Annotated in this window: 25 protein-coding genes; 11 read left to right on the top strand and 14 right to left on the bottom strand. The window is 68.6% G+C overall.

The window, feature by feature from the left end:
* Nucleotides 1–3: 3 nt before the first annotated feature.
* The 3 genes from TU34_RS16590 to TU34_RS16580 all read right to left on the bottom strand — a co-directional run bounded on the left by TU34_RS16590 (nt 4) and on the right by TU34_RS16580 (nt 2,767).
* Complete coding sequence (locus TU34_RS16590) at nt 4–912, bottom strand: MetQ/NlpA family ABC transporter substrate-binding protein (protein ID WP_045824014.1); 909 nt, start codon at nt 910–912, stop codon at nt 4–6.
* A gap of 110 nt (nt 913–1,022) precedes the next feature.
* The gene (locus tag TU34_RS16585; RefSeq protein ID WP_045824013.1) at nt 1,023–1,766 is read right to left on the bottom strand and encodes a methionine ABC transporter permease; all 744 of its coding nucleotides are present in this window, start codon (nt 1,764–1,766) and stop codon (nt 1,023–1,025) included.
* Nucleotides 1,763–2,767, bottom strand: coding sequence for a methionine ABC transporter ATP-binding protein (locus TU34_RS16580; protein WP_045824012.1), 1,005 nt, complete (start codon nt 2,765–2,767; stop codon nt 1,763–1,765). Before TU34_RS16580 ends, TU34_RS16585 begins: the two co-directional genes overlap by 4 nt.
* A gap of 179 nt (nt 2,768–2,946) precedes the next feature.
* Between TU34_RS16580 and TU34_RS16575 the strand changes: the two genes are divergently transcribed.
* From TU34_RS16575 to TU34_RS16560, 4 genes are all read left to right on the top strand, one after another.
* On the top strand, nt 2,947–3,684 hold the full coding sequence (locus tag TU34_RS16575; RefSeq protein WP_045824011.1) for a sulfite exporter TauE/SafE family protein: 738 nt from the start codon (nt 2,947–2,949) through the stop codon (nt 3,682–3,684).
* A gap of 104 nt (nt 3,685–3,788) precedes the next feature.
* Nucleotides 3,789–5,195, top strand: coding sequence for a sigma 54-interacting transcriptional regulator (locus TU34_RS16570; protein WP_238981354.1), 1,407 nt, complete (start codon nt 3,789–3,791; stop codon nt 5,193–5,195).
* Nucleotides 5,196–5,222: 27 nt separating this feature from the next.
* Entirely contained in the window at nt 5,223–7,223 is a 2,001-nt protein-coding gene (locus TU34_RS16565; RefSeq protein ID WP_045824067.1) for a vWA domain-containing protein, read from the top strand.
* On the top strand, nt 7,220–8,038 hold the full coding sequence (locus TU34_RS16560; protein ID WP_045824009.1) for a DUF72 domain-containing protein: 819 nt from the start codon (nt 7,220–7,222) through the stop codon (nt 8,036–8,038). The genes TU34_RS16565 and TU34_RS16560 overlap by 4 nt, the downstream gene beginning before the upstream one ends.
* An 8-nt stretch (nt 8,039–8,046) precedes the next feature.
* Here the strand turns inward: TU34_RS16560 and TU34_RS16555 are convergent, their stop codons facing one another.
* The 6 genes from TU34_RS16555 to rpmB all read right to left on the bottom strand — a co-directional run bounded on the left by TU34_RS16555 (nt 8,047) and on the right by rpmB (nt 10,874).
* Nucleotides 8,047–8,700, bottom strand: coding sequence for a DUF1707 SHOCT-like domain-containing protein (locus tag TU34_RS16555; RefSeq protein WP_045824008.1), 654 nt, complete (start codon nt 8,698–8,700; stop codon nt 8,047–8,049).
* Between the two features lie 58 nt (nt 8,701–8,758).
* Nucleotides 8,759–9,694, bottom strand: a complete 936-nt coding sequence (locus tag TU34_RS16550; protein WP_045824007.1) for an AEC family transporter — start codon at nt 9,692–9,694, stop codon at nt 8,759–8,761.
* Between the two features lie 100 nt (nt 9,695–9,794).
* Nucleotides 9,795–10,052 carry a 30S ribosomal protein S18 gene (gene rpsR, locus TU34_RS16545; protein WP_045824006.1) on the bottom strand — a complete coding sequence of 86 codons (258 nt, stop codon included), beginning with the start codon at nt 10,050–10,052 and terminating at the stop codon, nt 9,795–9,797.
* A gap of 108 nt (nt 10,053–10,160) precedes the next feature.
* Nucleotides 10,161–10,466, bottom strand: a complete 306-nt coding sequence (gene rpsN, locus TU34_RS16540) for a 30S ribosomal protein S14 (RefSeq protein ID WP_045824005.1) — start codon at nt 10,464–10,466, stop codon at nt 10,161–10,163.
* A gap of 1 nt (nt 10,467) precedes the next feature.
* Nucleotides 10,468–10,638, bottom strand: coding sequence for a 50S ribosomal protein L33 (gene rpmG / locus TU34_RS16535; protein WP_045824004.1), 171 nt, complete (start codon nt 10,636–10,638; stop codon nt 10,468–10,470).
* The gene (gene rpmB / locus TU34_RS16530; RefSeq protein ID WP_045824003.1) at nt 10,638–10,874 is read right to left on the bottom strand and encodes a 50S ribosomal protein L28; all 237 of its coding nucleotides are present in this window, start codon (nt 10,872–10,874) and stop codon (nt 10,638–10,640) included. Before rpmB ends, rpmG begins: the two co-directional genes overlap by 1 nt.
* 91 nt (nt 10,875–10,965) lie before the next feature.
* Between rpmB and mrf the strand changes: the two genes are divergently transcribed.
* Genes mrf through rpmF form a run of 3 tightly spaced genes read left to right on the top strand, consistent with a single transcriptional unit; the run spans nt 10,966 to nt 12,738 of the window.
* Nucleotides 10,966–12,279: a ribosome hibernation factor-recruiting GTPase MRF gene (gene mrf / locus TU34_RS16525; RefSeq protein WP_045824002.1), complete on the top strand. Its 1,314-nt coding sequence runs from the start codon at nt 10,966–10,968 to the stop codon at nt 12,277–12,279.
* Nucleotides 12,276–12,539 carry a type B 50S ribosomal protein L31 gene (locus TU34_RS16520; protein ID WP_045824001.1) on the top strand — a complete coding sequence of 88 codons (264 nt, stop codon included), beginning with the start codon at nt 12,276–12,278 and terminating at the stop codon, nt 12,537–12,539. Before mrf ends, TU34_RS16520 begins: the two co-directional genes overlap by 4 nt.
* A 25-nt stretch (nt 12,540–12,564) precedes the next feature.
* On the top strand, nt 12,565–12,738 hold the full coding sequence (rpmF, locus tag TU34_RS16515) for a 50S ribosomal protein L32 (protein WP_045824000.1): 174 nt from the start codon (nt 12,565–12,567) through the stop codon (nt 12,736–12,738).
* Between the two features lie 82 nt (nt 12,739–12,820).
* On the opposite strand, the gene TU34_RS16510 is transcribed toward rpmF, so the two are convergent.
* Genes TU34_RS16510 through TU34_RS16490 form a run of 5 tightly spaced genes read right to left on the bottom strand, consistent with a single transcriptional unit; the run spans nt 12,821 to nt 18,491 of the window.
* Nucleotides 12,821–15,049 (bottom strand): MMPL family transporter, encoded by a 2,229-nt coding sequence (locus tag TU34_RS16510; RefSeq protein ID WP_045823999.1) that lies wholly within the window; start codon nt 15,047–15,049, stop codon nt 12,821–12,823.
* A 52-nt stretch (nt 15,050–15,101) separates the two neighbouring features.
* Complete coding sequence (locus tag TU34_RS16505; RefSeq protein ID WP_045823998.1) at nt 15,102–16,259, bottom strand: hypothetical protein; 1,158 nt, start codon at nt 16,257–16,259, stop codon at nt 15,102–15,104.
* Nucleotides 16,256–17,083, bottom strand: coding sequence for a phosphatidylserine decarboxylase (locus TU34_RS16500; RefSeq protein WP_238981353.1), 828 nt, complete (start codon nt 17,081–17,083; stop codon nt 16,256–16,258). The genes TU34_RS16505 and TU34_RS16500 overlap by 4 nt, the downstream gene beginning before the upstream one ends.
* On the bottom strand, nt 17,047–17,262 hold the full coding sequence (locus TU34_RS16495) for a hypothetical protein (RefSeq protein WP_045823997.1): 216 nt from the start codon (nt 17,260–17,262) through the stop codon (nt 17,047–17,049). Before TU34_RS16495 ends, TU34_RS16500 begins: the two co-directional genes overlap by 37 nt.
* Complete coding sequence (locus TU34_RS16490; RefSeq protein WP_045823996.1) at nt 17,259–18,491, bottom strand: SDR family oxidoreductase; 1,233 nt, start codon at nt 18,489–18,491, stop codon at nt 17,259–17,261. The genes TU34_RS16495 and TU34_RS16490 overlap by 4 nt, the downstream gene beginning before the upstream one ends.
* Before the next feature lie 238 nt (nt 18,492–18,729).
* Here TU34_RS16490 and TU34_RS16485 point away from each other — a divergent pair, with 238 nt between their 5' ends.
* The 4 genes from TU34_RS16485 (at nt 18,730) to TU34_RS16470 (ending at nt 23,273) form a co-directional block, all read left to right on the top strand.
* The gene (locus TU34_RS16485) at nt 18,730–19,416 is read left to right on the top strand and encodes a response regulator transcription factor (protein ID WP_045823995.1); all 687 of its coding nucleotides are present in this window, start codon (nt 18,730–18,732) and stop codon (nt 19,414–19,416) included.
* A gap of 34 nt (nt 19,417–19,450) precedes the next feature.
* Nucleotides 19,451–20,860 (top strand): HAMP domain-containing sensor histidine kinase, encoded by a 1,410-nt coding sequence (locus TU34_RS16480; RefSeq protein ID WP_045823994.1) that lies wholly within the window; start codon nt 19,451–19,453, stop codon nt 20,858–20,860.
* 167 nt (nt 20,861–21,027) lie between these two features.
* Complete coding sequence (locus TU34_RS16475; RefSeq protein ID WP_045823993.1) at nt 21,028–22,587, top strand: trypsin-like peptidase domain-containing protein; 1,560 nt, start codon at nt 21,028–21,030, stop codon at nt 22,585–22,587.
* Entirely contained in the window at nt 22,587–23,273 is a 687-nt protein-coding gene (locus TU34_RS16470) for a MogA/MoaB family molybdenum cofactor biosynthesis protein (protein ID WP_045823992.1), read from the top strand. The genes TU34_RS16475 and TU34_RS16470 overlap by 1 nt, the downstream gene beginning before the upstream one ends.
* Nucleotides 23,274–23,279: the final 6 nt, after the last annotated feature.

The following is a 23,279-nucleotide window of genomic DNA, read 5'->3' as shown; positions in this document are numbered from 1 at the left end:
TGATCAGAGGGGCAGCAGGATGTTCTTCACGGTCGGGTCGGTGCGCAGGTACTGCTGCACGGCCGGGTCCTTGAACACCGCGACGAGCTTCTTGATGTTGTCGGCGTTCTGCCACCGGGTGCCGATGGTGAGCTGGCCGGCGAACTCGTCGGGGGCCGCCGGCGAGAAGATCTGCTTGCTGATCGGGATACCCGCGGCGAGGTAGTACTCGGTGTAGCCGACGGTGGCGTCGAGGTCGGGCAGCGCTCGCGACTGGGCCGCGAAGTCGAGCAGCGTGAACTGCAGGTTCTTCGGGTTGGTGGCGATGTCGTTCTGGGTGGCCCGCGACTTGTCGATCCCGGACTTCAGCGTGATCAGACCGGCGCGCTCCAGCAGCCACAGGCCCTGGGCCTCGTTGGCCGGGTCGGAGTAGAGCGAGACCTTCGCGCCGTCGGGCAGCTGCGAGACGTCGGTGTACTTGTCCGACCAGACACCGAAGCCCCAGCGGAAGACCGGTGTCGCGGCGACCTCCTTGAAGTCGGGGTTGGCGTCGAGAACCTGGGACAGCCAACGCTTGTGCTGGTAGATCGTGCCCGCGACCTCGCCGTCGCTGACCGCACGGTTCAGCGTGGTGCTGTCGGCGAGGCCCTTGAACGTGATCTTGATGCCGTACTTGGGGGCCACGTTCGCCGCGATGTAGTCGACGAGTGCCTGCTCGTTCGCGTTGCCCTCGGCGGTGACCACGGTGAGGGTCGCACCGGCGGTGTCGTTGGGGGACTTGTCATCCGAGCCCGCGATACGCCATCCGATCACGGCGGCGACGATGACGACCACCAGCACGACGGCACCGATGATCAGCGGTCGGCGCCGGTTGTTCTTCACCTCGAATCCCGAGTTGTCGTTGCGCACGGGCGTGTTGCTTGTCTGGGTCATGTCCTCTTCTTCCGGGCAGGGATGATCTGCGCACGCCGGGATCGGCGTGTGCACGGTGTGTCGGGTCGAACGGTGGGGTCAGACGGCGGTGGGGTCAGACCGGGGTGGCGTCAGACCGGGGTGGGAACGGTGTCGGTTCGGCGGGAGGTCGACCGGCGTGACTTCTCGGGGGTGAGGAACCGGACGAGAGCGTCGCCGATGAGCTGGATGGCCGCGACGGTGATCACGAGGGTGACGATGGTCGCGATCATCACCTGGTGATCGAAACGCTGGTAGCCGTAGGTGACCGCGATGTATCCGAGGCCGCCCGCGCCGATGGTGCCCGCGATGGCCGAGTACTCGATCATCGCGATCGTGTTGATGGTGAGACCGCCGACGATGTTCGGCAGGGCCTCGGATATCTGTGCGGTCCAGATGATCTGGACGGTCGATCCCCCCGATGCCGTCGCCGCGGCCACCACCGACGTGGGCACCGCCCGCAGCGAGTTCTCGACGATGCGGGTGAAGAACGCGATACCGGCGATCGACATCGGGACGACCGCGGCGGGGATGCCGATGTTGGTGCCGGTGATGAATCGGGTGAACGGGATGATCGATGTCATCAGCACCAGGAAGGGCAGCGACCGTCCGATGCTGATGATCCACGACAGCGGTGTGTGGAGTCGACGGTTCTCGAACAGTCCGCCGGGCGCGAGGTTGTGGACGATCGCGCCGAGCGGGACGCCGACCAGCAGCACGATGACCATCACGATCCCGACCATGATGATCGTGTCCCGGAACGCGGGGATCAACAGGCCGGGGATCTCGTTCGTGGGAACCGTGATCGACGCCAGGACCGATGTTGTCGCGCTCATGCCGCGACCACCGATGCAGCGGCGACATCGGTCCGCTCCGCCAGGCCCAGCGCGCCGACGGCGTCAGGGACCTTGTCCGCGGCAGTGGCATCCACGGCGAGGGTCCAGTGGCCCACCGACACCCCGGCGACGTCGCCGACGTGACCGCCGAGCACCGACACCGGCGCACCGATCTGGTTCGACAGTCGCACGATCCAGTCGCCAGGAACCGCGACCGAGTTGTGGGTCACCTCGACGACCACCTGTCCGGGTGCGGCGGACGACGCCGCGCTCTGCGGTCGAAGGGCCTCCCCGAGAACGGATTCGGGGTCGAGGAGCAGGTCGACGACGGCGCCCTGCTCGGCGATGCGTCCGTGATCGAGTCGACCGACGCGGTCGGCGATCTTCACGATCGTGTCCATCTCGTGGGTGATGAACACCACGGCGAGGTCGAGGTCGTCGCGGACCTCGCGGAGCAGGTCGAGGAACGATTCGGTGGCCGCGGGATCGAGCCCGGAGGTCGCCTCGTCGGAGAGCAGCACCGACGGTCGCAGGGCCAGGGCACGGGCGATGCCGACCCGCTGGCGCTGCCCGCCCGAGAGCTGGTGCGGGTATTTGTCGGCGTGCGGGGACAATCCGACCCGGTCGAGCAGCTCGGCGACACGGGCCTTCGTCTGCGCGGTCGTCACCCCGAGGTACTCCAGGGGCAGCGCGACGTTCTGCGCGGCGGTGCGTCGGCTCAACAGGTTCGCCGACTGGAACACGGTGCCGATGCGGCGGCGTGCGACGCGCAGGGACTTCGCGTCGAGATCGGTCAGGCGTTCGCCGTTGACGACCACCTCTCCCGACGTCGGACGTTCGAGCAGGTTGATGCATTGCGTGAGCGTGGATTTGCCGGCACCCGACGGCCCCACGACGGCGAAGATCTCACCGGCGGAGACGGTGAAGTCGACACGGTCGAGCACGGTCACGGCGTCGGCGCCGCGGCCGTAGGTCTTGGTCAGGTCATGGATCTCGATCACGCCGAGAATCATCGGTGACCGGGGGCGGATGTCCCAAGTGTTCAAATCAGCGTGATTCGTGGCCCGGCCTCGGCAGAGGCGCGTAACCCTTTACCCGAGCGTAGGATTCGTGCTAGCACCGCGCCTGCGGCCACCCGGACGCCGAAACGTCCGACGCCGACGCGCACAATGGCCTCCTGATGACGTTCCTCACCCTGGTGCTGCTCGTGGCAGCCGGTTTCGGCGCTGGGCTGGTCGGCTACATCACCGGTCTCGCGTCCATCGTGAGCTATCCGGCTCTCCTGCTGGCCGGTCTGCCGCCGCTCGCGGCGAACGTCACCAACACCGTCGCGCTGGTGTCGGTCGGCGTCGGCAGCAGTGCGCAGTCGGGGACCAAGTTGCTCGACGAGCCGCGGCGGCTGGTCGCGCTCGGAGTGCTGTCGGCGGCCGGGGGACTGGCCGGCGCGATCCTGCTGCTGCGGTCGCCGCCCGGTTCGTTCGAGACCGTGGTGCCCTACCTCGTGGCGCTGGCGTCGGCGGCCGTGCTCGCCCAGCCGTGGTTGCGGCGGATGGCGGGGCATCGGGAACTGCCGATCGTGTTCGCCGTCGGCATCGCGATCGTCTCGGTCTACGGCGGCTACTTCGGTGCCGGTGCGGGCACGATCTTCCTGGCACTCGCGTTGGTCACCAGCGCCCATCCGCTGTGGCGGGCCACGCTGCTGAAGTCGGCGCTGCTCGGCATCTGCAACCTCGTCGCCGCGATCGTGTTCGCCGCGACCGGTCCGGTGCACTGGGTCGCCGCGGTCGCGATGGGCATCGGCTGCCTCGCCGGCGGGTACGCCGGGCCGCCCGTCGTCGCCCGGCTGCCCGAGACCCCGCTGCGCATCACCATCGGCATCCTCGGTTTCGCACTCGCCGTCTGGCTCGCCGTCCGTTGACCGTGCCGAAAACCTCCGCCGAGCGGGACACGGCGACGTGCGAGGAATCGACCGGACGAGGGCAGTCCGGTGCACGGACATCCAAAGACTCGTAGCGTGGAGTGGTGACGTCTCAGCAAACTGCTCATCCCACGCCGCGCACCCTCGGGGAACTCCGCGCCTCCGGACACATCCAGCGATCGATCAAAGACGAGATCCGCAACAACCTCCTCACCGCGCTGCGTACCGGCGCCGACCCGTGGCCGGGCATCGTCGGGTTCGAGACGACCGTGATCCCGCAGCTCGAGCGCGCCCTGCTCGCCGGTCACGACGTGGTCATGCTCGGTGAGCGCGGCCAGGGCAAGACCCGCCTGCTGCGCACCCTCGTGGGCCTGCTCGACGAGTGGACGCCGGTCATCGAGGGCGCCGAGCTCAACGAGCACCCCTACGAGCCGATCACCCCGGCCTCGATCCGCAAGGCCGCCAATCTGCAGGACGACCTGCCGATCGCGTGGAAGCACCGCTCCGAGCGCTACGCCGAGAAGCTGGCCACCCCCGACACCTCCGTCGGCGATCTCGTCGGCGACGTCGACCCCATGAAGGTGGCCGAGGGCCGCAGCCTCGGTGACCCGGAGACCATCCACTTCGGTCTCATCCCCCGCGCGCACCGCGGCATCGTCGCCATCAACGAGCTCCCCGACCTCGCCGAGCGCATCCAGGTCTCCATGCTCAACGTGATGGAGGAGCGCGACATCCAGGTCCGCGGTTACTCGCTGCGCCTGCCGCTCGACGTGATGCTGATGGCCAGCGCCAACCCCGAGGACTACACCAACCGCGGTCGTATCATCACCCCGCTCAAGGACCGCTTCGGCGCCGAGATCCGCACCCACTATCCGCTCGAACTCGACGACGAGGTCGCCGTCATCGAGCAGGAGGCCGATCTCGTCGCCACCGTGCCGACCTTCGTCACCGAGATCCTCGCCCGCTTCACCCGCTACGTGCGGGATCACCCGTCGGTCGATCAGCGCTCGGGCATCTCCGCGCGTTTCGCGATCGCCGGCGCCGAGACGGTCGCCGCGGCGGCGCTGCACCGGGCGACGGTCGTCGGCGAGGAGTCGGCGACCGCACGCGTCGTCGACCTCGGATCGGTGATCGAGGTGCTGCGCGGCAAGGTCGAGTTCGAGTCGGGCGAGGAGGGCCGCGAGATGGAGATCCTCGAGCATCTGCTGCGCAAAGCCACCGCCGACACCGTGCGTGAGCACCTCGCCGGGATCGACATGGCGCCGTTGGTCTCCGCACTCGAGACCGGCGAGCCCGTGGTCACCGGTGACCGCGTGACGGCGAAGGAACTCCTGGGATCGATCCCGGAGCCCGAGCGCACGGGTGCGGTCATCGACACCATCGCCGAGCGCCTGGAGGCCACCGACGACGGGGAACGCGCCAGCGCACTGGAACTCGCGCTCGAGGGGTTGTTCCTCGCCCGCCGGATCGGCAAGGAGGCCGACGATTCCGGTCAGACCATCTACGGCTGACACACACCACACGGACAGAGACTGATGATGGCCCGCAACAGATTCCACCGCTCACGGTATCGCCGCTACACCGGTGGGCCCGACCCGCTGGCCCCGCCGGTCGACCTGCGTGAGGCACTCGACGAGATCGGTGCCGACGTGATGGCCGGCGTCTCGCCGCAGCGCGCGATGCGCGAGTACCTGCGTCGCGGTACGCAGGAGATGCGGGGCCTGGACAAGCTGCGCGAGGAGATCAACCGCAAACGCCAGGAGCTGCTGAAGAAGCGCAACCTCGACGGCACGTTCGCCGAGGTGAAGGAGCTGCTCGACAACGCCGTACTCGCCGAACGCAAGCAGCTCGCCCGCGATCTCGACGACGACGCGCGGTTCGCCGAGATGCAGATCGAGAACCTGTCGCCGTCGACCGCGCAGGCGGTGCAGGAGCTCGCGAACTACGAGTTCCGCAGCCCCGAGGCGAAAGCCGACTACGACAAGATCAAGGACCTGCTCGGCCGGGAGATGCTCGATCAGCGTTTCGAGGGCATGAAGCAGGCCCTCGAAGGGGCGACCGAGGAGGATCGGCAGGCCATCACAGAGATGCTCGCCGACCTGAACGAGCTTCTCGCCAAGCACAACCGGGGCGAGGACACCACCGAGGCGTTCGACGAGTTCATGGGCAAGCACGGTCAGCACTTCCCCGACAACCCGCAGTCGACCGAGGAGCTCATCGACTCCCTCGCCAAGCGTGCCGCGGCGGCGCAGGCGTTCTACAACTCGCTCTCGCCCGAGCAGCGGGCCGAGCTCGATCAGTTGTCGCAGCAGGCCTTCGGCTCGCCCGACCTGATGAACCAGTTGAGCCAGATGGACTCGCAGCTCCGCGAGGCCCGCCCCGACCTCGGGTGGGGCGACTCGCAGGACTTCGAGGGCCAGCAGGGTATGGGTATGGGCGAGGGTGTCGGCGCGCTGCAGGATCTCGCCGAACTGGAGTCGTTGTCCGAGCAGCTCTCGCAGCAGTACAACGGGTCCCAACTCGACGACATCGACCTCGAGGCGCTGGCCCGCCAGCTCGGACCCGAGGCCGCGGTCGATGCGCGCACCCTGGCGGAGCTGGAGAAGGCGCTCGCCCAGCAGGGCCTGTTCGATCGTGACGCCGACGGCAACCTCCGCCTGTCGCCGAAGGCCATGCGGCAGTTGGGTCAATCGATCTTCCGCGACGTCGCCGACCGACTCTCGGGCCGCTCGGGTGACCGCCAGACGCGTCGTGCCGGCGCGACCGGTGAGTCGACCGGGGCCACCCGTGAATGGGAGTTCGGCGACACCGAGCCGTGGGACGTGACCGCCACCGTCGGCAACGCGGTGCGACGCACCATCATCGAGGATCCCGAGAGGTCGTTGGCCGCAGGAGATCTCGCGCGCCACGGCGTGCGCATCGACGTGCGTGACGTGGAGGTCTCGGAGACCGAGTCGCGCACGCAGGCGGCGGTCGTCCTGCTGGTCGACACCTCGTTCTCGATGGAGATGCAGGGTCGCTGGTTGCCGATGAAGCGCACCGCCGTCGCGCTCAACCACCTCATCAGCACGCGGTTCCGCAGCGACGAACTCGAGATCATCGCGTTCGGTCGGCACGCCCGCAGCATCGACATCTCCGAGCTGACCGGGCTGCAGGCGGTGGCCGAGCAGGGCACCAACCTGCACCACGCTCTGCTGTTGGCGGGACGACACCTGCGCAAGCACCCCAACGCACAGCCGGTGGTCCTCATCGTCACCGACGGCGAACCGACCTCGCATCTCGAACCCGACGGGCATTCCTTCTTCGACTGGCCGCCGCATCCCGCGACGCTCGCGGTCACCGTCCGCGAACTGGACAACATCTCGCGACTCGGGGCGCAGGTCACCATCTTCCGGCTCGGTGACGACCCGAGTCTGGAACGGTTCATCGACCAGGTGGCCCGTCGGATCGGCGGCCGGGTCGTGGCCCCCGACCTCGACGGCCTGGGCGCCGCCGTGGTCGGCGACTACCTCGGGTCGCGCCGGGGCCGCCGTCGGTGACCACGGCGGGCACCGTCAGGGTCGGCACGTCGGGGTGGGTGTACGCGCCGTGGCGGGGCACCTTCTATCCGAAGGGCCTGCCGCAGCGCCGCGAGCTCGAACACCTCTCGCACACACTGAACTCCGTCGAGATCAACGGCTCGTTCTACGCGCTGCAGAAGCCGGAGAGCTATCGCCGCTGGGCGGAGTCGACACCCGATGACTTCGTGTTCTCGATGAAGGGGCCGCGCTTCATCACCCACATGAAGAAGCTCGTCGACGTCGAGACGCCGTTGGCGAACTTCTTCGCCTCGGGCGTGCTCGCACTCGAGCACAAGCTCGGCCCGGTGCTGTGGCAACTCCCGCCGACCATGCGGTTCGACGCCGCGGTGCTCCACGACTTCCTGGACCGGTTGCCCGCGACGACGGCGGCGGCGGCCGAACTCGCCCGCGGCCGTAACGCACGCCTCGACGGACGGGCGTGGACAACGGTCGAGACCGATCGCCCGATGCGCCACGTGCTCGAGGTCCGTCACCCCAGCTTCGTCGACGACACCCTGATCGATCTGCTGCGCGGCGCGGGAGTCGCGGTCGTTCTCGCCGACTCGGCCGAGAAGTTCCCCGTGATCGACGAGATGACCACCGACTTCTCCTACGCCCGTCTGCACGGCGACGCCGAGATCTACGTCAGCGGCTACACCGACGACGCCCTCGACACGTGGGCGAGCCGATTCGCCGATCGCGCCCACCACGGCGACGTCTTCGTCTACTTCGACAACGATCAGAAGGTCCGCGCGCCGGTCGATGCCCGCGGTCTGCTCGACCGGCTCACCTGATCCGCGCTCTAATGCTCGTCTCCCCGTGAGATCGAGGGACGTTTGCGCGACACCTCGACGCCGCCCATGAGCGCGAGTCCGTTGACGACGATGGTGGGTGCGCCGGGGCGTCCGCGGCCGGCGGCGTCGTGCGGGAACCCACCCATCACACCGATCCCGCGGACCTGCACGGTGGCGTCCTCGGGGACGAGGATCTCGATGCCGCCCATGACCGCGACCGCCTGGATCGTCAACACCGGGGCGGTGAACTCGACGCGCCGCAGGTCGATCTCGGCGCCGCCCATCACCGTGACCACGGTGAGGCGGTCGCCGACGGGCACGGTGCCCTTCAGTTCGGTCCCGCTCATCACCGCGACCTTCGTGTGCACGGTGGCCGGATCGGGCCCCGACCCCATCGTGTAGGCCGGTGCCACAGCAGATTTGGTGAGCGAGAGTTCGCCCGCGTGTGCGGCGATGTCGTTGACCGGCAGGTCGTCGGTGAGGGCGTCGAGTTCGCCGAACGTGGTCGCCGACACCGCCGTCGACGCCCGCGTCTCGTATTCGACGGGGGAGAGGTGCCCCTGGGTCATGGCCGCGGCGAGGATGTCGTGCACCAGGGCCCGGTCGGCGTCGGAGGCACGCAGCCGTGCACGTTTGTCGAACGAGGGCGACGGTTCGGTCATGTGACCGACGGTAACCAACGCCGCGGCGTCGCCGCTACGACAAATGTCATGAATCCGCTCAGGCGAGCAGGAGGGCCACGATCGCGATGACGGGGATCGACGCGACCGTGGTGACCAGTGCCGTGTCGCGGGCGAGCACCTCGCCGCGGCGGTAACGGGTCGCGTACACGAGCACGTTCTGCGCGGTGGGCAGTGAGGCGATCACGACCTGGGCGAACAGATGGTGGCCGCGTTCGCCGAACAGCCAGTACGACAGCGCGAACACGAGCAGCGGCTGCGCGATCATCTTCAGCACCGACGCCAGCGCGACGTCGCGGCGCGGACTCTCGCCCTTGCGGAGCACCGACACCCCGGTCAGCGACAGCCCGAACGCGAGGAGGGCGCCGGGCACCGAGGCGTTGCCGAGCATCGAGATCGGTTCGGCGACCGCGTGCGGCAGCCGCCACCCCGCGAGCGAGATCACCAGGCCGGCGGCACCGCCGAGCACGATCGGGTTCGTGAGCGGTGCTATGACGGTGTCGCGCAGGGTGATCCGGCCGGGTGCGTCACGCAGAGCGGTCAGATCGAGGGCGGTCAACGCGATCGGCGAGTAGATCATGATCTGGAAGAGCAGCAGCGGCGCCACGAACGACGCGTCGTCCAACACGAAGATGGCGATGGGGATGCCGAGATTGGCGCTGTTGACATACGACGACGCCAGCGCGCCGATCGTGGCCTCGGGGATCTCGCGATGCAGCACGAGCCGGGCGAGCACGAAATAGGCCAGCCCGATCAGCAGTGCGCTTCCCCCGGCGATCACCAGGGTCGAGGAGAAGATGACCGAGATGTCGGTGGTGGCGAGAGAATCGAACAACAACGCCGGGGTGAAGACGAAGAACACCAGTCGGGCGAGCACCTGCTGGGCGTCGGGTCCGAGGACCTCGGTGCGACCCAGCACGTAACCCACCGCGATCACGATGAAGATGACGGTGAAACCCTGGACGACTCCGGTCACCGGCGCCGTCTAGCGTCCGGTGCCGGCAGAACTGGGGATCACGGGACGAGTGACCGACCGGTGCACCATCGCGAGGCGTGGCGTGCCGGTCGGCCGACGATCACCGACCGGTGGTGACGAAGGGCAGCAGGGCCATCTCACGCGCGTTGCGGATCGCGGTGGCGACCTGTCGCTGCTGCTGCGGGTTCAGGCCGGTGACGCGACGGCTACGGATCTTGCCGCGGTCGGAGAGGAACGTGCGCAGCAGGGCGACGTCCTTGTAGTCGATGTGGTCGATCTTGCGCTCGCGCAGGATGTTGCGCTTCGCGGCGACCTTCGTCGGCTTCTCGTTGCGCTTACGGGTGGGCTTGGCAGCCATGATCGCTTCCTCAGTTCATTGTCGTTCGGTCAATCGCCGATTGTCCATCTTACGCGAGATCTGACCCGCTCTTGACCACGGTCGTCGAGGGTGCGGCCCGTCGCGGCGTCACCAGCTCGATTTCGTGATACCCGGCAGCTCTCCGTTGTGCGCCATCGCGCGGAAGCGCACCCGGGAGACGCCCGCCTTGCCGATGTAACCGCGAGGACGCCCGTCGACCGCATCGCGATTGCGCACGCGTGTGGGGCTGGCGTCGCGGGGCAGTCGTTGCAGCGCCAGTTGCGCGGCGGCGCGCTCGTCGTCCGATGACCCGGGCCTGCGGACGATCTCCTTGAGCTCTGCCCGGCGCGCCGCATGTCGTGCGACGACCTCGCGACGGTGCTCGTTGCGGTTGATCTTCGACTTCTTGGCCATGTCAGCGCTCCTCTCGGAAGTCCACGTGCGCGCGGATCACCGGGTCGTATTTGCGAATGACCAGGCGATCGGGGTCGTTGCGACGGTTCTTGCGGGTCACGTAGGTGTAGCCCGTGCCCGCCGTCGACTTCAGCTTCACGATCGGTCGGATGTCGGTGCTCTTGCCGGCCATCAGAACGTCTCCCCACGTGCGCGCATACGGGCCACGACGGCGTCGATGCCGTCCCGGTCGATCGTCTTGATGCCCTTGGTCGACACACGCAGCGTGATGCTGCGTCCCTCGCTCGGCACGAAATAGCGGCGTCGCTGGATGTTGGGGTTCCAGCGGCGGTTGGTGCCTACATGCGAGTGCGACACCTGCTTGCCGAAACCGGGCGCGCGCCCGGTCACCTGGCAGTGGGCGGACATGATCCCTCCGATGCTTGTTGGAAACGATTGTCGATACGGGCTAGGCTAGCACCATGATGACAATGGTTATCAACAACGAAGGGGGGTCGCCGTGGCCGTGAACCGCACACCGGTCGTGGTCGTCGCCGGGTTCGACCCCCTCGCCGTCGACGCCGTCGCCTCCGCCATGGCGGTCCCCGGCACGGTGGTGGTCCACCACGACCTCGCCGCGCTCTCACAGGGCTCGATGACCCGCACGATCTACGACCACGACACCACCGGCGCACCGCTCACCCGTGTCACCCAGATCGACCTCGTGCACGGATGCGTGTCGTGCGCGCTGCGGGAGGACCTCCTGCCGCTGCTGCGGTCACTGCACCGTCGCGGTCGGGTGGAGCGCATCGTGTTGGCCCTCGACCCCCTCGTCGAGCCCGAGCCCCTGTGCTGGGCCATCGACAATGTCGTCGTCGCCGACGTGCCGGGGCAGATCGACGGTCCTGCCGGCCGCGACGTGGAGATCGCCGCGGTGATCGGCTGCGTCGACGGCGCCACCTGGCTGGCCGACGCGACGGGCGACGACACCCTCGCCGAGGCGGGACTCCTCCCACCGGACGACCAGGACGAGCGGACGATGGCCCAGGTCGCGGTCGGTCACGTCGAGTTCGCCGACGCACTCGTGGTGGGCGCGGCGGCCGACGACGGGTGGCAGGCCGCACGGTTCGGGGCGGTGGTGGCACGACTCGCACCACGGGCGCCGGTCCTGCTCGAGACACCTCAGCGGCCGGTGTCGGCGGCGATGATCGAGGCCCTGCTCGCCGCCGTCGCACCCGATGCGCGTCGCGGCCGCAGCACCGGTGCCCACGATCCGCTCCTGGCCGGTCAACCCCCGCTCGACGACGACTGCGGCGTGCAGATCGTCGAGTTCACCGCCGACCGGCCGATGCACCCGGGCCGCCTGCACGAGGCGATCGACTGCCTGCTCGACGGTGTCGTGTGCTCACGCGGACGGCTGTGGGTGGCGACCCAACCCGACGAGGCGCTGTGGCTCGAGAGCGCGGGCGGTGGCCTGCGGGTGGCGACCGGCGGCCCGTGGCTGGCCACGATGACCGCCGACGAGGTCGCCCGATGTGCGCCCGAGCGGGTGTCCATGGCCTCGCTGCGGTGGCACCCCGACTTCGGCGACCGCGACACCAGCATCGTCGTGCTGGTCCACCGCGCCGACCCGCGGCACATCGTCGAGACCCTGGGCGCGGCCTGCCTGACCGATGCCGAGATGGCCGCCGGCCAGGCCGCCTGGGACCGCTGGCCCGACCCCTTCGGCACCTTCCATCGTGACCCCTGCGCCGACTCCGAACCGCTCGACGACGCCGGTCCCGAATCCACCGACGTCCCCGCCACCCACCCACGAGAGGCAGACCGACCATGAAGCCAGGACTCCACTCCGACTACCACCCCGTGCTGTTCCGCGACTCCGCGACGGGCACCACGTTCCTCACGCGGTCGACCGTGACCTCCGACGTGCTTTTGGAGTGGGAGGACGGTAACCGGTACCCTCTTGTGGTTGTCGATGTCACGTCCGACTCGCACCCGTTCTGGACCGGGGCGACCCGCGTGATGGACACGGCAGGACGAGTCGAGAAGTTCGAGCGCCGATACGGGCGCCGAGCGCGTCCGACCCAGACGTGAGTGGAATTCGAAGAAGGGCTTGATCATGGCTGTACCGAAGCGCAGGATGTCGCGGTCCAACACCCGCAGTCGTCGTTCGCAGTGGAAGGCGGAGAACCCGCCGTTGCAAGAGGTGAAGGCCGGTGGCGTGAGCCAGCGCGTGCCGCGTCGCCTCGTGAAGGCAGTGAAGCTCGGGATCATCGATCTCGATCGTCGCTAGACCCTTCTCGCACAGCACCGCACAAGGGCTGGTCGTCGCACTCGCGGCGACCGGCCCTTTGCTGTGACCTGAGCAGGTCGGGTCAGCGGTGTCCCGGCCACCAGTTGCGGGAACCGAACAGCGTCATCATCGCGGGCACCAGCATCATCCGGACCAGGATCGCGTCGAAGATGACCGCGACCGCGAGTGCGAACCCGAACTGTTTGAGCTCGAGGACGTCGGCGCTGAGGAACGCACCGAACACCACGACCATGATCGCCGCGGCGGCGGTGATGGGTCGGGCGGTGTGCTCGATGCCGTCGACCACGGCGGCGTCGCTGTCACCGTCGCGACGGAACACCTCTCGCATGCGCCCGATGAGGAACACCTCGTAGTCCATCGACAGACCGAACACGACCGCGAACACCGTGACCGGTAGGTACACCTGGATGTAGCCGGCCGAGGTGAACCCCAGCACCGACTGCAGCCACCCCCACTGGAAGACCGCGACGGTCAGCCCCAGCGCGGCGCCGGTGACGAGCACGTTCATCACCACGGCCTTCACCGGGATCACGACGCTGCGGAACACCAGCCCCAGATACAGCAGCGAGAATCCCAGGATGAGAACGACGACCCACGGCATCTTCCCCGAGATCTCGTCGGACGCGTCGACGACCAGCGCGGTCGTCCCCCCGACATAGGCGCGGGGACCGCCCTCGGCGGTCATCGTCGTGGCCTTGTCGCGGATGTTCTGCACCAGCTCGATGGCGTCGGTCGAGTCGATGGCGACCGCGGGTATCACCACCATCAGCGAGCGGCCGTCGTTGCTCTGCGAGTACGTGTACGACACCCGCGGGTCGGTGCGCAGACCGTATTCGAACTCCACCGCGCGTTCGGCCTGGCTGTCGGAGAGCTGCCCGCCGTCCGACCCTCCGGTGAACACCGTCGTGATCGGCGAGATGGTGCCCGCGGCGAATTTCTCCGACAGCACCGTGTTGGCCGGGCCGCTCGGCTGGTCGCGCAGCGCCGCGGTCCCGATGTCGACGCCGTAGCGGATCGAACCGATCGGGATCATGCAGATCACCAGTAGCAGCACCCCGGCGATGGCGTAGCGCCACGGGTTGCGCATCACGTGTCGCGCCCAGCGGGCCCACCAGCTGCCGCCGGCCGATGACCCGTCGGTGGGACGGGCATCGGCCGGTCGGTAGCGGGCGGGCAGCCCGATGCGATCGACCGCGGGGCCCAGCACCGCCAGGGCGGCGGGTAGCAGCGTCCACGCCACCGCGAGCACGCACACGATGGTGACCGCGACGACGAGGGAGATGGTGCGCACCGCGGGGACGTCGACGATGGTCAGCGAGGCCAACGCGATCATCACCACCAGACCCGAGACGGCGATGGTGTGCCCGGCGGTGGCCATCGCGACACCGACCGACCGCCGTATGGCGTCGGTGTCACCGCGCGTGGTGACCCCGCGGCGCGCGAGTTCCTCGCGGAACCGGCTGACGATGAACAGCGAGTAGTCGATACCGAGACCGAGTCCGATCATCGACGCGACCGTGGTGACGAGGATGTCGAAGGTCATGACGTTGGCCAACAGCGCGATCACGCCGAACGCGATGAGCAGCCCGAAACCGGTGGAGATCAACGGGATCAACCCGGCGACCAGACCACCGAGGGCCACCACCAGCACCAGCAACGCCAACGGGATGCCGACACTCTCGGCGCGGGTGGCGTCGGCGGACTCCACCCGCGTGAGGTCGACGGTCATGGGGGAGTAGCCCGTCATCGCGACCGTGATGCCGTCGCGGGAGGCGCCGTCGAGCCGTTCCTGGAGGCGTTCGGCGACGCCGATGCGCTGACTCGCGTCGCCGCGGACCCCGACGAGGGCGACCGCCGCGGTCTTGTCGCGGGAGATCTGCGGGGCGAAACCCTGTGTCTGATAGGGGTCGACGACGCTGACGACGTCGGGCGAGGTGCGGAGATCGTCGACGACGGCGGTCACCCGCGACCGGAAGGCCGGATCGGCGGTCGTGGCGGTGGTCGAGGAGAAGGTCACCGCGAGTTGCTCGGTCCCGTAGTCGGCGAAGTGCTTCGCGAGCAACGCATCCGAGCGGCTCGAGTCGGTGCCCGACACCGAGAAGTCGACTCCCACCAGCTTCGACTGCAGCGCCGGGTACAGCGCGGCCGAGCCGAGGGCGAGCAGCAGACCGACGACGATGACGCGGTAGCGGTGTCGTGCGACGAACTCGCCCCACCGCTGACCGATCGGTGCCCGACCGGTCGACGCGCGCCCCTGTCGTTCCCCGGGCTGCTGTGCGGTGTCCACCATGGCGTCTCGCCACCTCCAGATCGTCTGCCGTGCAGTGCGCCGCGTCACCGGCTCACGCCGGATCCAGATCCCGACTGTAGATCCGGTATGTCCGATATGGACCCATCTCGACGCGGGACAGCACCGATCCCTTCATCCACTCGCTGTCGTCGAGGACCGGTGCGCCCTCCATCCGCGTGTAGCCGCGCTCTTCGATGCGGCGCCACATCTCGACGATGACCTGCGAGGCGACCGACCGGTCCGGGCAGGTCGAGTCGACGAGCATCATGTCGACGCGGACGCCGTCCATCAGGCGTGTCCGCTTGGGGCCCTTGACGTACCACAGCGTCGCGACGTCACGGACCCAGCGGAACCGGAACCTCGACGCGCGCTCCATCGCCTGGTTCGCGTCGGGGATGCCCATGAAGAAGGCCACCGGCGTGCCCTGGTACTCGGCCAACAACGTCAGGTGCGGGTCGAGGATCGGCAGCATCATCTTCTGCAGATCCCGCATCTCGGGTCGCGACAGCGGCGAGAAGCCCCAGAAGTCCTGGAACGTCGTGTTGTACAGCTCGCGGATGATCTCGGTGTCGCGGGCCAGCGTCCGATAGCGCATGCGCCGGAACGTGATCTCCGACCGCGCGCTCACCCGCTCGTAGAGCTGCTTGTGGCGGGCGAACTTCTCACTGCAGAACATCTGGTACGGCTCGTCGAAGCGATAGCTGTAGAAATCCTTCATGCCTACCAGTCCCCACTTCTCGAACTGTTCGGCGTAGTACAGCGGGTTGTGCGGCATACCGATCAGCGGGAGGCGGGCCTGCGCGTCGACGACGATGCCGGCGCTGTAGAACATCGACGGGCTAAACGGTCCGGCCATGGTGGCCAGCCCGCGCACCGACACCCAGGCCGCGGCGGCGTCGAGGAGGTCGGTCGCGACGACGTGGTCGTCGATGGCCTCGTAGAAACCGAAGAACCCCAACGACTCCCCGGTGTACTGCGTGAAGGCGAGGTCGTGGATCGCGACGACGCGGCCCACGGGTCGGTTGCCGTCGCGGGCCACGAAGGCCTGAAACCGGCGCTCCTGCGCCAGTTCCGGGTTCGGGCGACGCAGGATCGTCAGGTCGATCGGTTCGTCGGGCAGCGCGTGGGGGTCGTCGCGGTAGACCGTCCGGTACACCGCTGCGAAGTCATCCCAGTCGCGCGCGGACTGGACGGGGCGGACGGTGATCACGAGTGCACCTCCAGCGGTGTCCGTGCCGACACGTGCGGGGTGGCCCGTGGCGGGTGCGACACCGACACCGGCGACAGTGCGACCGTGGTCTTGCCCGCGAACACGTATTGCCCGGGGCTCACGGTGATCTCGGCGACGAGCGAGTCGGGGAGGAACACGTCGCACTGCGAGCCGAATCGGATCATGCCGTACTGCTCGCCGCGGTCGAGGGTGTCGCCGACCTCCACGTGCGCGACGATCCGATCGACCCACAGGTCGGCGATCTGGGTGACCGTCGCGACGGCACCGCCGGCGTGCTCGACGCCGATGGTGAGTCGTTCGTTGGCCAGCAGATAGTCGCACCCCTCGTCGTAGGGGGAGTGCCGCGCGATGAGGTTCGCCCCGACGCGTGCCATCGACCGGTTGAAGGGGTCCGCGCCACGGTGCCTGCGGAAGACCACCGACCCCGCGATCGGCGAGCGGTTGCGGTGCACCGAGTACTCCGACATGTAGATGCCGATGAGATAGCCACTGGCGTCGGGTGATCCGGGTTCGGCGTGCACCACGTCGGTGAACTCCGAGAGCGGGATGGTGCGGCCCTTCTTCACCGCGAAGGGCACGCGACCGGCCTCGACGCGTTTGACGTAGGTGACGAATCCGTCGGCCGAGGCGACCACCGCTCGCGGATCGGTCGGTGGGATGCGTTGTGGGTCACGGAAGAAGAAGCGCAGACGCCAGTAGACGACCGCGGCCACGAAGGACCCCACCGACGTCACGGCGGCCACGAGCCACCACCGCAGGGGCGACATCACTGCGATCGGCCCTCGTCCATCGAGGCTGCCCATGACACATACCTTTCCAGCAGGGGTGACCCCACACGTCGCGGGAGCAGGCCGATGCCGGCGCAGGCGAGGTAGAACCCCACCGAGTACGCGGCGTTGACGAGCTCGGCGGCGAGGGGGGTGTCGGACAGACGCACCGCGGTGGGCTCGACCCGCCGCGTGCGTCCCCCGGTTGCGGTCATGCCGAGGCGGCCATGTCCTTGAGCTTGACCGTGCTGAAGTACAGCTCGAACAGGCGACGATGATCGCACCACGACGCGTCGTGGTCGGCGGGCAGGATCGCCTCGGGCTTGTGCACCTTGCGCATCAGGATGTCGATGTTGTCGCCCAGCATCGTCTGGGCGAACTTCGTGCCCACGAGATCGGCGACCTTGCCGAAGAACTCGTCCCACGTGACGAGATCGAGCCCCAGCAGGTCGGCGTAGAGGCTGTGGTCGTAGTCCTCGGGATTGCTCGGCAGCAGGCGGGTCATCGGCTGCTCGGAGGTGGCGTTGCACGCCATCACCTCGCAGATCACGTCGACGGGCACGTAGTTCATGCCCGGTCCGTCCCAGATGGCGCCGACGGCGATCGCCACCTCGACGATGCGCCAGAAGCTGTATGCCCGACCGGGATCGAGACCGCGCTGTGTGCTGCCCAGGATGTAGGGCGCTTCACAGAGCGTCACCGAGTAGGTGTCCGACTGCGACAGCCACCCGAGCAGTGCGGCGTTGACCCACTTCATCTGGGCGTAGCCGGAGTACCACCACGAGTCGGCGCGGCGGAAGTCCTCGGGACGCTGGTAGAGGTGCGCCCCGATGCTGCCCACATAGGTCACGTGCTTGCGGGTGTGGGTGATCGAGAACTCCAGGGTGCGCAGGAGGCTGACGAACCAGTCCTGACGGAGGTCGAGATAGCTCGAGACGTAGTCGGTGGAGCTCGCGCAGTTGTAGACCAGGCCGACGTCGTCGGCGAGTTCGAGGTAGCGCTCCTTGCTCAGGCCGAAGCGGCGTTCGGTGACGTTGCCCTCGACGAACACCACCTTCGCGGTGTCGACCGAGATCTCGTACTGGTCGAGCGTCGCCTGCAGTCGCTGCTCGACGGTCTGGGCGTCGGTCGGCCGGATCATCGCGTACACGCGGGTGATCGACGGGTCGCGGGTGAGGGTCCCGATGAGGTGCGCGCCCAGGAACCCGTTGGCGCCGAGGATGAGTGCGGTGTCGCGGCGCGGGGCGGGCAACGTGGCGACGCGCTTGCGGGTCTCCTCGTCGATGGTCGGCCGCAGTGCGGTCGGATCGCCGGTGCTCAGCGCGACGACATCGGCGTACTTGCCGTTGAAGCGCTGTCCCCGGCATTCCGAGGTGATCAACGCGTCGGCGTGCGGCCAGATCGGACGCAGCGACTCTCCTTGACTTCCCACCCCTGTTGTCATGTGTCCCCGACCCTTCTGTCCCGACGTTGTTCGAACGACTGCCGACGCTAGGGGCTCCGGTCGGGCGTTCGTGACAAAGCGCGCCAGGTTTGTGAGGTTCCACAGGCCTGGCCATGACAGCTGTTGAGAACATCTCATTCGGTGACGGCGGAAATGAGTTGCGCGTCTCACGTACCCGTTCGGCGCCGTTCGGACGTGTCTCAGCGAGGTCTCAGCAGTTCACGTCACACTGGTGCGTATGCGCATCCTGGTGGTGGACGACGACCGCGCGGTCCGGGAGTCCCTTCGCCGATCCCTGTCGTTCAACGGCTACACCGTCGAGACCGCCGGTGACGGGGTCGAGGCACTCGAGCAGATCGCGTCGACCCGCCCCGACGCCGTCGTCCTCGACGTGATGATGCCCCGACTCGACGGCCTCGAGGTGTGCCGACGGCTGCGCAGCACCGGCGACGATCTGCCGATCCTGGTGCTCACCGCCCGCGACAGCGTGTCCGAGCGGGTGTCGGGCCTCGACGCCGGCGCCGACGACTATCTGCCGAAGCCGTTCGCGCTCGAGGAGCTGCTGGCCAGGCTGCGCGCGCTGATGCGTCGCGCCGGGGGCGAGGTCGACGCCGACTCCGAGGCCATGACCTTCTCGGACCTGACCATGGATCCGGTCACCCGTGACGTCAGCCGCGGCGAGCGGTCGATCAGCCTCACCCGCACGGAGTTCGCGCTGTTGGAGATGTTGATGGCCAACCCGCGGCGCGTGCTCACCCGCAGCCGCATCCTCGAGGAGGTGTGGGGCTACGACTTCCCGACGTCGGGCAACGCGCTCGAGGTCTACGTCGGCTATCTGCGGCGCAAGACCGAGGCCGACGGGGAGCCGCGTCTGATCCACACCGTGCGCGGCATCGGCTACGTGCTGCGCGAGACACCGCCGTGAGCGGGACGCATCGGTGACCTCAGGCCACGGGCGGATGCGCGACGCCACCGCGCTCACCCGCTCGATCTCGTTGCGACTGCGGGTCACCCTCCTCGCGGCGACCGTCGTCGGCATCGCCGTCGCGGTGATGGCGGTCAGCGCCTACGCCGTGGTGTACCGCGCCATGTACGCCGATGTCGACGCCCAGTTGCTCAACCGGGCCGACGGCATCACCCAGCTCGCGCGCTACGGCGTGCTCGACGACTCGCCCGAGAGCCTCGTCGCCGGAACGCTGTTCTCCACCGACATGTCGGTGGCGCTCGTGCTGCCCAACGGACGCGCCTTCCAGATCGGTGACGTCCCCTACGGTCCGACCGAGAAGGCGGTGGTCGCCGGGGACAGCGGGACCTCCTCGACCCTGCGGACGGTCGACAACCAACGCGTCATGGCGCGCAAGCTGGTCGACGGCAACACCCTGATCATGTCGCAGAGCCTCGGCCCGACCGACAAGGTCCTGGGCCGTCTCGCGTGGGTTCTCGCCATCGTCGGCGGGTGCGGTGTCATCCTCGCCGCCGTGGCCGGCACCACCGTCGCCCGCGCCGGTCTGCGCCCGGTTGCCCGCCTCACCCAGGCCGCCGAACGGGTCGCCCGCACCGACGACCTCAACCCGATCACCGTGACCGGTAGTGACGAACTCGCCCGTCTCACACAGAGTTTCAACCTCATGCTGCGGGCGCTCGCCGAATCGCGGGACCGACAATCGAGACTCGTCGCCGACGCCGGGCACGAATTGCGCACCCCGCTCACGTCGTTGCGCACCAACCTGGAGTTGCTGATCGCGAGCAGCGCGCCGGGCGCACGGGCGCTCCCCGAGGCCGACATGGCCGACCTGCGTGCCGACGTGATGGCGCAGATCGAGGAGATGTCCACGCTGGTCGGCGATCTCGTCGATCTCGCGCGCGACGACGCCCCGCAGGTGGTGCACGAGGAGGTCGATCTCTCCGAGGTCCTCGAGCGTTCGCTGGAGCGGGTCCGGCGGCGGCGCAACGACGTCGACTTCGCGGTCTCGATCACGCCGTGGTTCGTGTTCGGTGAGTCCAACGGCCTCTCGCGCGCGGTGCTCAACGTGCTCGACAACGCCGCCAAGTGGAGTCCCCGCGACCGTCCTGTGGTCGTGACCCTGCGGCCGATCGGCCCCGATCGCGTGGAGTTGACCGTCGGCGACGCCGGGCCGGGTATCCCACCGGAGGATCGTGAACTCGTGTTCGACCGCTTCTATCGCTCGACCGCCGCCCGCTCGATGCCCGGCTCCGGGCTCGGCCTCGCGATCGTGCGCCAGGTGGTCAGCAAGCACGGTGGCACCGTCGCCGCCGGCGAATCCGACATGGGTGGCGCCCTGATCCGCATGGAACTCCCGGGCCGTCCGACACCGCTGGAGACCGCCCCGGTCGACGCGCCACGCTGAACGCTTCTTCAAAGGAAACCGGGGGCTGGGGTCTCAGTCCCCTCTCAGGACGGTCACGCACCGTTAGGGTCAAGCAGTCAGATATTGCGCGCAGCCGCGACGGACACGGGTCCGTATCGCGGCGCGAAGCCACACGGCGACACGACCATGATTGGGGCATCGAGGCCATGACCGACAGCCAGCACGGGTCGGAATCGGGACAGGGATCGACGCCGGGGGACCGGTCGGCATCCGAGCCCGGTTCCCCCGACCAGCACGATTCGACCACCCCTTCGTCCGATCAGTACGGATCGGGTCAGTACGGCTCCGAGCAGTACGGGTCAGGCCAGTACGGCTCCGGCCAGTACGGATCGGGTCAGCACGGATCGGGTCAGCACGAGGCCGGCTCCTCCGGCACCCAGCCCTTCGGGTCGGGGCAGTACGGCTCGGATCAGTACGGCTCCGGGCAGTACGGGTCGGGTCAGTACGGCTCCGGGCAGTACGGATCGGGGCACGAGTACGGGTCAGGCCATTCGTACGGCCAGGCGGGTCAGCACGGATACTCCCAGCAGGGCGCCGGTCCGGCCTACTATCCCGCCGCGTCCTACGGCGGCTCGTCGTACCCGGGCGGCACGCAGACGGCGTCGCGCGGCGGCTCACGCGCCGGTCTGGTGATCCTCGTGGTGGTGCTGTGCGCACTGGCCGGGGGCATCGGCGGGGTCGTCGGCGCAGGGTTGGAGAACTCGTCGTCGAACTCGGTATCGGGTGGTGTCGTCAGCGGGCCCCGCGACAACTCGCAGCCCGCCGCGGCGGCGGTCGGCTCGGTGCAGGAGGTGGCGGCCAAGGTGCTGCCGTCGGTCGTGTCGATCGACGTGCGCATCGGCAACCGCGAGGGTGAGGGTTCGGGCATCGTCCTGAGCCAGGACGGCTACATCCTCACCAACAACCACGTCGTCACCGCCGAGTCGTCGGGTACCGGCGAGCTCACCGTCAGCTACAACGACGGCTCGACCTCCGGTGCCACCGTCGTCGGCGCCGACCCGATCTCCGACATCGCCGTCATCAAGGCCTCCAAGACCGGACTGACCCCGATCACCCTCGGACAGTCCGGGAACCTCGCGGTGGGCCAGAGCGTGATCGCCGTCGGCTCGCCGCTCGGTCTCGCCGGCACCGTCACCACCGGCATCATCAGCTCGCTCAACCGCCCGGTGTCCACGCAGGGCGAGGACAACAGCACCGCGTCGGTGATCGACGCGATCCAGACCGACGCCGCGATCAACCCCGGTAACTCCGGTGGTGCGCTGGTCAACGCCAACGGCGCGCTGATCGGCGTCAACACCGCCATCGCGAGCCTGTCCGACAGTGCCGGCGCCCAGGCGGGCAGCATCGGCCTCGGCTTCGCCATCCCGATCGACCAGGCCATGCGGGTCGCCCAGGAACTCCAGCAGACCGGCCGCGCCACACAGGCCGGCCTCGGGGTGTCGGTGCAGTCGGCGTCGGCGAACGCCCAGACCCCCGGTGCCCAGCTCTCCGCGGTCACTCCCGGCGGCGCGGCGGCCAAGGCGGGCATCCCGTCGGGTGCCGTGGTCACCAAGGTCAACGATCGCGTCATCGCCTCGGGCGATGCCCTCGTCGCGGCCATCCGGTCGCACGCACCCGGCGACCAGGTCGCCATCACGTTCACCGCGAACGGCACGAGCCGCACGGTCAACGTCACCCTCGACACCCTCGACACCGGAGGCCGCTGATGAGCACCATCGACACCGACACGCCCGCCGACTCCGGTGTGCTGCGGATCGTGCCCTCGGTACACAGCAGTACTGTCATCGGCGAGACCGACGAATCGGGGTTGATCGGCCGCGTGAGCAGCCGTGACCTCGCCGCCGCCGATGTCGCAGCCGAGCGCCTGGCTGCCGACGCGAGAGGACAGAAGATGAATGCGGTGAGCCTGGAGTCGCAGGAACTCGGCCGGGCGCTCGTCGTCGTGGTCGACGACCGCGCCGCGCACGGCGAGGACCAGACCCTGATCGGTCCCCTCGTCGGTGAGCTGCTCACCGAGGCGGGCTTCCACGTCGACGCCACTGTTGCCGTCGCGGCCGACGAGGTCGAGATCCGCAACGCCCTGAACACCGCGGTCATCGGCGGTGTCGACCTGGTGGTGTCGGTCGGCGGCGTGGGCGTGCGTCCCCGCGACGTGACGCCCGAGGCCACCGCGGGCCTGCTCGATCGCACCCTCCCCGGCATCGAGGAGGCGGTCCGCAGCTCGGGTCTCGCCGCCGGTGCCGCCGACGCCGGCCTCTCCCGCGGCGTGGCGGGCATGTCGGGTCAGACCCTGGTGGTCAACCTGGCCAGCTCGCGCGCCGCGGTTCGCGACGGCATGGCCACCGTGACCCCGTTGGCCAAGGCCATCATCGAATCGATCACCGAGTTCTGAGGCGTC

The organism is Williamsia herbipolensis (genome assembly GCF_000964005.1).
GTDB lineage: Bacteria > Actinomycetota > Actinomycetes > Mycobacteriales > Mycobacteriaceae > Williamsia_A > Williamsia_A herbipolensis.
This window is presented reverse-complemented; position numbering and strand designations above follow the sequence as displayed.

Bases quoted from the DNA above. Each gene is read 5' to 3' on its own strand.
- TU34_RS16590 (WP_045824014.1), bottom strand. From the start codon at position 912: ATGACCCAGACAAGCAACACGCCCGTGCGCAACGACAACTCGGGATTC.
- TU34_RS16585 (WP_045824013.1), bottom strand. From the start codon at position 1,766: ATGAGCGCGACAACATCGGTCCTGGCGTCGATCACGGTTCCCACGAAC.
- TU34_RS16575 (WP_045824011.1), top strand. From the start codon at position 2,947: ATGACGTTCCTCACCCTGGTGCTGCTCGTGGCAGCCGGTTTCGGCGCT.
- TU34_RS16565 (WP_045824067.1), top strand. From the start codon at position 5,223: ATGGCCCGCAACAGATTCCACCGCTCACGGTATCGCCGCTACACCGGT.
- TU34_RS16555 (WP_045824008.1), bottom strand. From the start codon at position 8,700: ATGACCGAACCGTCGCCCTCGTTCGACAAACGTGCACGGCTGCGTGCC.
- rpsR (WP_045824006.1), bottom strand. From the start codon at position 10,052: ATGGCTGCCAAGCCCACCCGTAAGCGCAACGAGAAGCCGACGAAGGTC.
- rpsN (WP_045824005.1), bottom strand. From the start codon at position 10,466: ATGGCCAAGAAGTCGAAGATCAACCGCAACGAGCACCGTCGCGAGGTC.
- rpmG (WP_045824004.1), bottom strand. From the start codon at position 10,638: ATGGCCGGCAAGAGCACCGACATCCGACCGATCGTGAAGCTGAAGTCG.
- rpmB (WP_045824003.1), bottom strand. From the start codon at position 10,874: ATGTCCGCCCACTGCCAGGTGACCGGGCGCGCGCCCGGTTTCGGCAAG.
- TU34_RS16520 (WP_045824001.1), top strand. From the start codon at position 12,276: ATGAAGCCAGGACTCCACTCCGACTACCACCCCGTGCTGTTCCGCGAC.
- rpmF (WP_045824000.1), top strand. From the start codon at position 12,565: ATGGCTGTACCGAAGCGCAGGATGTCGCGGTCCAACACCCGCAGTCGT.
- TU34_RS16510 (WP_045823999.1), bottom strand. From the start codon at position 15,049: ATGGTGGACACCGCACAGCAGCCCGGGGAACGACAGGGGCGCGCGTCG.
- TU34_RS16500 (WP_238981353.1), bottom strand. From the start codon at position 17,083: ATGGGCAGCCTCGATGGACGAGGGCCGATCGCAGTGATGTCGCCCCTG.
- TU34_RS16495 (WP_045823997.1), bottom strand. From the start codon at position 17,262: ATGACCGCAACCGGGGGACGCACGCGGCGGGTCGAGCCCACCGCGGTG.
- TU34_RS16490 (WP_045823996.1), bottom strand. From the start codon at position 18,491: ATGACAACAGGGGTGGGAAGTCAAGGAGAGTCGCTGCGTCCGATCTGG.
- TU34_RS16485 (WP_045823995.1), top strand. From the start codon at position 18,730: ATGCGCATCCTGGTGGTGGACGACGACCGCGCGGTCCGGGAGTCCCTT.
- TU34_RS16480 (WP_045823994.1), top strand. From the start codon at position 19,451: ATGCGCGACGCCACCGCGCTCACCCGCTCGATCTCGTTGCGACTGCGG.
- TU34_RS16475 (WP_045823993.1), top strand. From the start codon at position 21,028: ATGACCGACAGCCAGCACGGGTCGGAATCGGGACAGGGATCGACGCCG.
- TU34_RS16470 (WP_045823992.1), top strand. From the start codon at position 22,587: ATGAGCACCATCGACACCGACACGCCCGCCGACTCCGGTGTGCTGCGG.